General features: G+C 41.1%; 10 protein-coding genes. 7 read left to right on the forward strand and 3 right to left on the reverse strand.

The genetic code is table 11. The annotated features are described in order from the left end of the window. Positions 1-270: 270 nt before the first annotated feature. From V7150_RS04930 to V7150_RS04940, 3 genes are all read right to left on the reverse strand, one after another. Positions 271-609, reverse strand: coding sequence for a spore coat protein (locus tag V7150_RS04930; protein WP_335514273.1), 339 nt, complete (start codon positions 607-609; stop codon positions 271-273). A gap of 230 nt (positions 610-839) precedes the next feature. Next, a complete protein-coding gene (locus tag V7150_RS04935; protein WP_335514275.1) occupies positions 840-1112 on the reverse strand; it encodes a hypothetical protein in 273 nt (90 codons plus the stop codon). Positions 1113-1332: 220 nt separating this feature from the next. After that, positions 1333-1464 carry a YuzL family protein gene (locus tag V7150_RS04940; protein ID WP_283920075.1) on the reverse strand — a complete coding sequence of 44 codons (132 nt, stop codon included), beginning with the start codon at positions 1462-1464 and terminating at the stop codon, positions 1333-1335. Between the two features lie 207 nt (positions 1465-1671). On the opposite strand from V7150_RS04940, the gene V7150_RS04945 reads away from it, so the two are divergent. The 7 genes from V7150_RS04945 (at position 1672) to V7150_RS04975 (ending at position 9049) form a co-directional block, all read left to right on the forward strand. Then, entirely contained in the window at positions 1672-4059 is a 2388-nt protein-coding gene (locus V7150_RS04945) for a 3-hydroxyacyl-CoA dehydrogenase/enoyl-CoA hydratase family protein (protein WP_335514278.1), read from the forward strand. A 72-nt stretch (positions 4060-4131) separates the two neighbouring features. Continuing rightward, the gene (locus V7150_RS04950) at positions 4132-5307 is read left to right on the forward strand and encodes an acetyl-CoA C-acetyltransferase (protein WP_335514281.1); all 1176 of its coding nucleotides are present in this window, start codon (positions 4132-4134) and stop codon (positions 5305-5307) included. 25 nt (positions 5308-5332) lie between these two features. Continuing rightward, entirely contained in the window at positions 5333-7117 is a 1785-nt protein-coding gene (locus V7150_RS04955) for an acyl-CoA dehydrogenase family protein (protein ID WP_335514284.1), read from the forward strand. A 202-nt stretch (positions 7118-7319) separates the two neighbouring features. Beyond that, entirely contained in the window at positions 7320-7676 is a 357-nt protein-coding gene (locus V7150_RS04960) for an arsenate reductase family protein (RefSeq protein ID WP_335514286.1), read from the forward strand. 79 nt (positions 7677-7755) lie between these two features. Beyond that, entirely contained in the window at positions 7756-8139 is a 384-nt protein-coding gene (gene gcvH, locus V7150_RS04965; protein WP_335514289.1) for a glycine cleavage system protein GcvH, read from the forward strand. A 237-nt stretch (positions 8140-8376) separates the two neighbouring features. Beyond that, positions 8377-8733 (forward strand): toprim domain-containing protein, encoded by a 357-nt coding sequence (locus V7150_RS04970; RefSeq protein ID WP_283920069.1) that lies wholly within the window; start codon positions 8377-8379, stop codon positions 8731-8733. A gap of 7 nt (positions 8734-8740) precedes the next feature. Beyond that, entirely contained in the window at positions 8741-9049 is a 309-nt protein-coding gene (locus tag V7150_RS04975; RefSeq protein ID WP_335514294.1) for a thioredoxin family protein, read from the forward strand. Positions 9050-9236: the final 187 nt, after the last annotated feature.

The following is a 9236-nucleotide window of genomic DNA, read 5'->3' on the forward strand; positions in this document are numbered from 1 at the left end:
AAGGTCAATGAAGGCCAAAACACATCAAGAAAAGTAGAGAAAAGGCCTTCATAAGGTCAATGAAGGACAAAACTCATCAAGAAAACTAGAGAAATAGCCTTCATAAGTTCAATGAAGGACAAAACTCATCTAGGACAAAACTAAATGTGTAATTTCCTTTGAATTGAGTAATGGAAAACTTGTGAATTGACCAGAAATTTCCTTTGTGTTTTATTTTTTTGCACCTACACTACATACAAACCCATTATAGAAATCCTCCTGGCTTTTGTCTTATTGAAGCGTCCCGCCTGTCGGAAATTGATTGGTATACCCCTGAAACTGCTGATAAGATTGTTGCAGTTTTTGTTGGTCGGCTGCTTCGATTGCGTACCAGCCCTTTCTAAACATAAGGTCATAAATGTCACGCTGGCATTGTTCCGTTTCCGTAAAAATCTTCATAATGTCCTGATATAGCCCTTGGTGACTTGCTTCATGCAGCGCCATACTGTAAGAGGTAGTCAGATATTTTTCTGTTGTTAGTAAATCAGTGATGAAATCGCGATCATTCATTTGCGGGGTTTTAGCTACCTGTGTTTCCGGGTTTTGAATCTTTTGTTGATTTTGGTTCATTGAAAATACCTCCTTTATTGTCTAGCTTCAGCGCCTAAGGGCTCGGGGTCATTAGCCAATCAGTCAAGAAGGTTAAAGAGCAACTTCTCGTCTGCTTGTCTTTTGCCTGGCTACAGAAAGCCATCGCTTTCTGTAGGCATTAAGAGAGACTAACATTTGGCTGCGCTCTGCTTACCAATCAATAATTCTCCCTATAACGCATTTGAACATGGCGCTTCTGCTTTTCGTTTCTACTGCATATTGTTTAATGGCTGCTGCTGATTCGCATGCTGGCCTAAGTGCTGAAGAAGCTGTTGATAATGACGCTGATGCATATGTCCGCACTTTTCTGCTTCTGCCTTCAGCTCAGGATCCTGACATTGTTGGGCAAAAAAGTGAGCTTTTTTTGCAGAAAGTAAATTCCACGACATCATGTCGGTTAAGTAAAGCGAATCCTTTGTTGAAATCACTCCTGGCGGCTGCTGCATGTTCATATTTGGCATATTCATATTTTGCTGCTGCATAGTGTACCCTCCTATTTCAAAGATATCTTTATGACATTATGGTTTCTCCCAATGAAACTTTTATACAAAACAGGAATCAGGCTGAACAAATTAGCCTGATTCTTGTCTAGCTCCGTCGTCCAGCGGTGAGATAAATTCGATCTTCTCCCTGCGATAAGTCAACATCGGATCCCTATCGTTCAGTCTATACACTGCAAAAGTTGCGCTTCCGCTTTTCTTACTACCTCTTGTATTGATTATTCTGGCTGTTTTTTTTATCCAAGTGAGCTTCTTCGTTGCCTGGTCCGCCATTGCCTTTCACACTAGCGGCACTAACGCCTGCTTTTGAAGGATTCTTTTTCATTCTCGCCATCAATATCACCTCAGGAAATAGCATGCCCAAACGGGGAGAATTATTTTGCCAAAAATAAAAGTTCAAAAAAATTTCAATTTTCCGCGTTTATAGATTGCACAAATTTTCGAAATATTTTATAGTAAATAGTAGCAGAACTCATTCAAAAATAAATTTTTTTGACAAGAAAATGAATGAGTGTTCATTCAAAGTTTGAAGGGGGAGACAATGTTGAACCAATTGATAAAAAAAGCAGCTGTCCTAGGATCTGGAGTTATGGGCTCAGGAATTGCTGCCCACCTAGCAAATATCGGCATTCCGACGCTATTGTTGGATATTGTGCCACGAGAGTTAACGAAAGAAGAAGAAGCAAAGGGATTGTCATTAGCTGACAAACAAGTACGTAATCGTATCAGTGCAACAAGCATTCAAAAATTATTGAAGCAAAAGCCGGCTCCACTGACAGCTAAAAAGAACCTCAATCTCATTGAAGCAGGGAATCTGGAAGACGATTTAGTGAAACTAAAGGATGTTGATTGGGTAATCGAAGTAGTTGTGGAAAACCTAGGCGTTAAAAAGCAGGTTTTTGAACAGGTTGACCAATGCCGTAAGCCAGGTAGTATTATCAGCTCTAACACTTCTGGAATTTCCGTAGAAGCAATGGTGGAGAACCGTTCCGACGATTTCAAAAAGCATTTCCTTGGAACACATTTCTTTAACCCCCCGCGCTACCTTAAATTATTAGAAGTAATTCCGACCCAATACACTGACCCGGAAGTTCTCTCCTTCATGAAAACCTTTGGTGAGGATGTGTTAGGAAAAGGCGTTGTTGTCGCTAAGGATACACCAAACTTTATTGCTAATCGGATTGGTACGTATGGCCTCCTTGTCACTGTTCAAGAAATGCTAAAAGCAGGCTTAAGTGTCGGCGAAGTCGATTCCATCACAGGACCATTAATTGGCCGAGCAAAAAGTGCCACCTTCCGTACTCTTGATGTGGTTGGATTGGATACGTTCTATCATGTTGCTGGTAACGTGTACGAACAAGTGAGCGGGAAAGAGAAAGAAGTGTTTGAAGTCCCTGCCTTTTTAAAAGCGATGATTGAAAAAGGCTGGCTTGGAAGTAAGTCCGGACAAGGGTTCTTCTTGAAAAAAGGAAAAGAAATTCTTGAACTGGATCCCAATATATTAGAATATGGACCTCGAAAAAAACTGTCTACACCTGCAGTCGAATTAGCCAAGCAGGAAAAAGGTACGGCGAATAAATTGAAAGCGCTTGTCTATGCGAATGATCGTGCCGGACAATTTTTATGGAATACCTTCACTGCATCTTTTGTCTATTCTGCACAGTTATTAGGTGAAATTGCTGACGATATCGTTGCGATTGACCGCGCAATGAAATGGGGCTTTGGCTGGGAAATGGGTCCATTTGAAGCATGGGATGCCATTGGTGTTGAAAAATCTGTTCAAAAGATGAAAGAAGCTGGTGTGGAAGTTCCTGCATGGGTTACTGAAATGCTGGAAAAAGGAAATTCTTCTTTCTATTTAGAAGAAAATGGCGAGCTGTTCTTCTATCATAATGGCCAATATAGACTAGTGGAATACAATCCAAAGGCGATTGACCTTAAAAAAATCAAGAAACAAAAAGGTGTAATTAAAAAGAACAGCGGCGCAAGTTTAATTGATCTTGGCGACGGTGTTGCACTTCTAGAATTCCATTCACCTAACAACGCGATTGGTCTCGATATCGTCCAGATGATTAATTTTGCTGTTGATGAAGTAGAGAAAAATTATAAGGGTCTTGTCATCGGTAATCAAGGAAAGAACTTCTGTGTCGGTGCAAACCTAGCGATGATGTTAATGGAAGTACAGGATGACAATATTTATGAGCTTGATATGATTGTTCGCCACCTGCATAGTGCCTTGTTGAAAGTGAAATACAGCTCTAAGCCTGTTGTCGCTGCACCATTTGGGATGACACTTGGCGGAGGTGCAGAGGTTTGCCTTCCTGCAGCACATATTCAAGCGTCAGCTGAAACATATATGGGGCTTGTCGAAGTGGGGGTCGGACTGCTGCCGGGCGGAGGAGGTAACAAAGAGCTTTACATGAAGCACTTAGAAAACCTTCCAAACGGTGTTCCATTTGACTTGCAAAATGTTGCCAACAAAGTGTTTGAAACGATTGCGATGGCGAAGGTTTCTACATCCGCGGAAGAAGCAAGGGAAAATAATTTCTTAGATTCATCTGATGGAATTAGCATCAATAGCGACCATCTGATTTATGATGCGAAACAAGCTGTACTTAGCCTATCTGAACAAGGCTATATGCCAAAAGTGCGCAGAAAGGTTCCGGTAGTTGGTGAAACTGGCTATGCGACGTTGCTGCTTGGTGCAGAAGCAATGCGCTTATCTGGCTATATTTCTGAGCATGATTTGAAAATTGCCAAGAAAATTGCCTATGTGATTGCCGGCGGTAAAGTGCCGTTAGGAACGGAAGTAGAAGAGCAATATTTATTAGATCTAGAAAGAGAGGCTTTCTTAAGCCTGATTGCAGAGCCAAAATCACAGCAGCGCATGCAGCATATGCTTGTGAAGGGAAAACCGTTAAGAAACTGATATAGGGCTCGATAATTTGGGCCCATTTCGAAAAAATAGATAGATAATTTGAAAGAAAGCGAGGGAACTTGCATGAGAGAAGCGGTAATCGTTGCCGGAGCTCGTACCCCGGTTGGTAAGGCAAAGAAAGGAACGCTCGCCCATGTTCGCCCTGATGACTTGGGAGCGTTGGTTGTAAAAGAAACATTAAAGCGTGCTGGGAATTATGAAGGAAATATTGATGATTTAATTATGGGTTGTGCGATGCCGGAAGCAGAACAAGGAAATAACATGGCACGAAACATCGGAGCGTTAGCAGGACTTCCGTATACAGTCCCTGCCATCACCATAAATCGTTTCTGTTCGTCAGGCTTACAGGCCATCGCCTATGCTGCGCAAGGAATCATGCTTGGACACACAGATACAGCGATTGCCGGCGGCGCGGAATCAATGAGCATGATCCCAATGATGGGCCATGTTGTTCGTCCGAATATTAAACTAGCCGAAACGGCACCGCAATATTATATGGGAATGGGTCATACTGCAGAGCAGGTAGCGCAAAAGTATGGCATTTCCCGAGAAGATCAGGATGCCTTTGCGGTCAGAAGTCACCAGCGTGCCGCCAAAGCGATTGCAGAAGGGAAATTTGTAGATGAAATTGTCTCAGTCGATGTGACGATTCGTACGGTTGGAAATGACAATAAACTAGTTGAAAAAACAATCCAATTTTCACAAGACGAAGGAGTTCGTCCAGATACAAACCTTGAAGCACTTGCGAAGCTTCGTCCTGCCTTCTCGGTAACAGGTTCTGTGACAGCCGGAAATGCCTCGCAAACAAGTGACGGGGCCGCCGCTGTGATGGTGATGGACCGTGAAAAGGCAGAATCACTTGGCTTAACACCATTAGCAAAATTCAGATCGTTTGCTGTCGGCGGCGTACCGCCTGAAATTATGGGAGTCGGCCCGGTTGTTGCCATTCCAAAAGCCGTTAAACTTGCTGGCTTAGAGCTTTCCGATATTAATTTGTTCGAATTGAATGAAGCGTTTGCTTCCCAGTCACTCCAAGTCATCCGTGAACTTGGATTAAATGAAGAAATCGTCAACGTCAATGGCGGTGCGATTGCTCTCGGTCACCCGCTTGGCTGTACCGGAGCAAAATTAACACTCTCACTCATTCATGAATTGAAGCGCAGAAATGAGCAATTTGGTGTCGTAACGATGTGTATTGGCGGCGGAATGGGTGCTGCCGGCGTATTCGAATTGCTTTAACAAAATAGATTAGGAGGAAAGTATAATGACAAACGAAACAAAAAAATATATTAAAGGCGGAAGCTTTTTAATCGAAGATATTTCTTGCCAAGATATGTTAACACCGGAAGATTTTACAGAAGAGCATTTAATGATTGCTAGGACAGCTGAAGACTTCGTTGAAAAAGATGTTCTTCCACAGGTTGAATATTTAGAAAAACATGAATTCGATCGTACTGTAAAGCTGCTCAAAAAAGCAGGTGAACTTGGTCTTTTAGCAGCTGACGTACCTGAAGAATATGATGGCTTAGGATTAGATAAAATCACGTCTTCACTCCTTACTGAAAAAATGTCAAAGGCCGGAGGTTTCTCACTTTCCCACGGAGCTCACGTTGGGATCGGCTCCCTGCCAATTGTTTTATTTGGTAATGAGGAGCAAAAGAAAAAGTATTTACCTGCTCTTGCCTCAGGTGAAAAGCTTGCTGCATACGCATTAACAGAGCCAGGATCAGGTTCCGATGCCCTAGGCGCAAGAACAACAGCTAAATTAAATGCTGAAGGTACTCATTATATTCTAAACGGTGAAAAGCAGTGGATCACAAACGCGGGTTTTGCGGATGTCTTTGTTGTATATGCAAAAGTAGATGGCGAGCACTTCACCGCCTTCATCGTCGACAGAGAGTTCCCAGGGGTTTCCACTGGCGCTGAAGAGAAGAAAATGGGGATCAAGAGCTCATCGACACGTACACTTATTTTAGAGGATGTTCCTGTCCCTGTAGAAAATTTATTAGGTGAATTTGGGCGCGGTCACGTTATTGCATTTAACATCTTAAACATTGGACGTTACAAATTAGCAGTCGGCGCTGTTGGTGGTTCTAAATCCGCGTTTGAAATGACCGTTAAATATGCAAATGGCCGTCAGCAATTTAAAACACCTATTTCTCAATTCAATTTAACAAAAGAAAAATTTGGCACAATGGCATCTAAGATTTATGCAGCAGAAAGCTCTGTGTACCGTACGGTTGGATTGTATGAAGATAACCAAGGCCAGCTTTCAACTGAAGATGCCAAGGATATTAAAAAGGTGGCTAATTCGATTGCTGAATATGCAATCGAGTGCTCGGTTAATAAATTCTTTGCCAGTGAAGTGTTAGATTATGTGGTCGATGAAGGCGTACAAATTCATGGCGGATATGGCTTTATGCAGGAGTATCCAATTGAAAGAGCCTACCGTGATTCCCGTATTAACCGAATCTTTGAAGGAACGAATGAAATCAATCGTCTATTGGTGCCAGGCACCTTCTTGAAGAAAGCATTTAAAGGTGAGCTGCCGCTGTTCCAAAAAGCGATGGCGCTTCAAGAAGAATTAATGATGTTAATGCCGGAAGAACCTGGCGAAGAGCCGCTTGCTCAAGAAAAATATCTAGTGAAAAATGCGAAGAAGATTGGTTTATTGGCAGCTGGATTGGCGGCACAAAAATTTGGCAAGGCTCTTGAAAAAGAGCAGGAAGTCCTCGCCAATATCGCGGATATCGCATCTAACGTCTATGCAATGGAGTCAGTTGTTTTACGTACAGAAAAGGCAATTGCAAAAGAAGGCGTAGAAAAGAGCAACCAAAAGCTCCTATATACGCAAATCTTCTGCCAAGAAGCATTCAACAAAATTGAAGCAGATGCAAAAGAAACTTTAGTAGCTGTTGAACAAGGCGATACACTTCGAATGATGTTGTCTTCTCTTCGTAAATTTACTCGCCATACCCCACTCAACGTAATAGCGAAAAAACGCGAAGCAGCAAACGTATTAATTGAAGCTGAACGCTATATTGTTTAATTAATCAGGGCTTCCTTCCAGTGTGAAGGGAGCTTATTTTTTTGAAAAATAATTATCATACTAAGGAAGGACTTTTACGAAATTAGTCGAATTTTTCCTATGGAGAACTTTTTAGGCCTCTTGTTAGGATTTTGAAAAACGTTATGGTAATATTCTATTGACGCGGTCACATCATTTTTTTAGTAAATAGGTGGTGAAACGAATGTCTTTGACTTTTTACTGGTATCCAAAATGCGGCACATGCCGAAATGCAAAGAAATGGCTGGATGCCCATCAGCTTTCATATGAAGAAGTACATATTGTTGAACAGCCCCCAACGCGCGAAGAGTTGCAGGCGTTTTATCAGAAAAGCGGCTTGGAATTAAAGAAATTTTTTAATACGAGCGGGTTAAAATATCGGGAATTAGGGATCAAGGATAAAATGAAGTCTGCTACCGATGATGAACTGCTTGATTTGCTAGCATCTGACGGGATGCTGATCAAAAGGCCGATTTTAACGGATGGTGAACGTGTCACTGTGGGCTTTAAAGAAGAAGAGTATGAGAAAATGTGGCTTTAAGCCTACTCTTCACAATTTACTAATGGAAATCGATATATTTCGATGATAGATTAAAAAAAATATGGAGGGATTAGAGCTAATGAGCACACCAAAAGAATTTCGTTATTCAGAAGAACATGAATGGGTAAAGGTTGAAGGGGAAAGAGTACGCGTTGGGATTACAGACTTTGCACAGCATGAATTAGGGGATATCGTTTTCGTTGAGCTTCCAGAAGTCGGAGATGAAGTAACGGCTGACGAACCATTTGGCAGTGTTGAATCTGTTAAAACCGTTTCTGAGCTTTACGCACCTGTCAGCGGTAAGGTTGTGGAAGTAAACGAAGATTTAAGTGACAGTCCTGAATTCGTAAATGAATCACCATTTGAAAAGGCATGGATGATTGTGATTGAACTATCTGATAGCAGCGAATTAGATAACCTTATGACTGCTGAACAATACGATGAGATGACGAAGGAAGAATAATTATTGATTTGGAAAGCACCTTGTGAAGGTGCTTTTTCTCTTAAATTCCCACTTTTCCTTCTACTAAAATTGGGGAAACTATAATAAAATGTAAAGTAAAACAGCTGTATCCTATGAGCAATACTCTATTTTTATAATGACAATAATGCTATAGTTAACATACTAAGAAGAGGGCACACGTAATCAATATTTTAGAATATGTTAACATAAACAACTTCTATTACAGGTGATGTGGATATGAATGATTCGTATGTTGACAAAGTTCTTATTGTCGAAGGAAAATCAGATAAAAATAAGGTAAAGAGTATTGTAAAGGAACCGGTTGAAATCATTTGTACAAATGGGACCATTAGTCACACCAAATTAGATGAATTGATTGATTTTCTTGAAAACAAGGATGTCTATATTCTTGTTGATTCTGATGCTGCCGGTGAGAAACTTCGCAAACGATTCAAACGGGAGTTTCCACAGGCTGAACATTTATATATTGATCGGATGTATCGCGAGGTTGCAACTGCACCAGTGCACCATTTGGCGACTGTTCTCCTAGGGGCGAATATCGATGTTCATACTGAGTTTTTAGAAATGGGATAATGTGATTATGAACGAATGGAATCGAGATGATCTGGCTGCTTTCCTCGATCATGATGAAAGCGGGCTGTTATATTTTTATACACCACTATGCGGCACCTGTCAGCTTGCATCAAGGATGCTGCAAATCGTGGAGGAACTTGTAGATGTCAAAATGGGAAAAATGAACTTGAATTATTATCCGGATTTAGCTAAGAATTTTGCAATTGAAAGCGTACCATGTCTATTATTTATTCAAAACGGCACGGTGAAAGAAACCATCTACGCTTTCCATTCCGTCCCATATTTGCTTGAAAAGATAAAACAACAACTAACTTAAGCAGATGCAGAATGCATCTGCTTTTTGAATGGGAAAACTTGTTCTATTCGGTAAGGAAATGTGATCGAAAAAATGGAAAATTGCTCTTTTCGGTTACAAAAGGAAATTAATTGTGCTCGGCTAAGGAAAAAAAGAGTATCTACGGTCACAAAAAAAATTAATTGTGCCCGGCTAAGGAAAAAAAGAG

Source organism: Neobacillus drentensis, assembly GCF_036965245.1.
Classification (GTDB): Bacteria; Bacillota; Bacilli; order Bacillales; family Cytobacillaceae; genus Neobacillus; species Neobacillus drentensis_G.

Coding starts and splice junctions, on each gene's coding strand:
- V7150_RS04975 (WP_335514294.1), top strand. CDS start 8,741: ATGAACGAATGGAATCGAGATGATCTGGCTGCTTTCCTCGATCATGAT.
- V7150_RS04930 (WP_335514273.1), bottom strand. CDS start 609: ATGAACCAAAATCAACAAAAGATTCAAAACCCGGAAACACAGGTAGCT.
- V7150_RS04955 (WP_335514284.1), top strand. CDS start 5,333: ATGACAAACGAAACAAAAAAATATATTAAAGGCGGAAGCTTTTTAATC.
- V7150_RS04940 (WP_283920075.1), bottom strand. CDS start 1,464: ATGGCGAGAATGAAAAAGAATCCTTCAAAAGCAGGCGTTAGTGCCGCT.
- V7150_RS04970 (WP_283920069.1), top strand. CDS start 8,377: ATGAATGATTCGTATGTTGACAAAGTTCTTATTGTCGAAGGAAAATCA.
- V7150_RS04935 (WP_335514275.1), bottom strand. CDS start 1,112: ATGCAGCAGCAAAATATGAATATGCCAAATATGAACATGCAGCAGCCG.
- V7150_RS04945 (WP_335514278.1), top strand. CDS start 1,672: ATGTTGAACCAATTGATAAAAAAAGCAGCTGTCCTAGGATCTGGAGTT.
- V7150_RS04960 (WP_335514286.1), top strand. CDS start 7,320: ATGTCTTTGACTTTTTACTGGTATCCAAAATGCGGCACATGCCGAAAT.
- gcvH (WP_335514289.1), top strand. CDS start 7,756: ATGAGCACACCAAAAGAATTTCGTTATTCAGAAGAACATGAATGGGTA.
- V7150_RS04950 (WP_335514281.1), top strand. CDS start 4,132: ATGAGAGAAGCGGTAATCGTTGCCGGAGCTCGTACCCCGGTTGGTAAG.